This is a genomic window from Stenotrophomonas sp. YIM B06876, from assembly GCF_030711595.1.
Classification (GTDB): domain Bacteria; phylum Pseudomonadota; class Gammaproteobacteria; order Xanthomonadales; family Xanthomonadaceae; genus Stenotrophomonas.
Genome location: NZ_JAUJUJ010000637.1, coordinates 1 through 365 on the forward strand (window position 1 = coordinate 1; position 365 = coordinate 365).

Sequence of the window (365 nt, forward strand, 5' to 3'; positions counted from 1 at the left end):
ACGCGAGCGTGCCGGTGAACATCAACCTGGCCAAATTCGCCGGCCCCGAGGCGCGCTACTGCCCGGCCGGCGTGTACGAGTTCGTGCCCGACGAAGCGGCGGGCGGCAGCGCCCAGCGCCTGCAGATCAACGCGCAGAACTGCGTGCACTGCAAGACCTGCGACATCAAGGACCCGACGCAGAACATCGTCTGGGTCACGCCCGAAGGCGGCGGTGGGCCGAACTACTCGGGCATGTAAAAATCATAGCATTCAGCGCTTGATGGGCCTGCGTTGCAGGCCTTTTTCGCCTGATTAATTACCCACCTCAGAATCCACTCCCGTTCGGGCTGAGGCATATCGCCAATCAGGCTTTCCATGCTTATT

Annotated in this window: 1 protein-coding gene; it reads left to right on the forward strand. The window is 61.4% G+C overall.

Annotated features, from left to right (window positions below; translation table 11 throughout):
• The coding region (locus tag QZH66_RS18815) for a 4Fe-4S dicluster domain-containing protein (protein WP_305807294.1) at positions 1–239 on the forward strand (239 nt) is incomplete at its 5' end.
• Positions 240–365 lie beyond the last annotated feature (126 nt).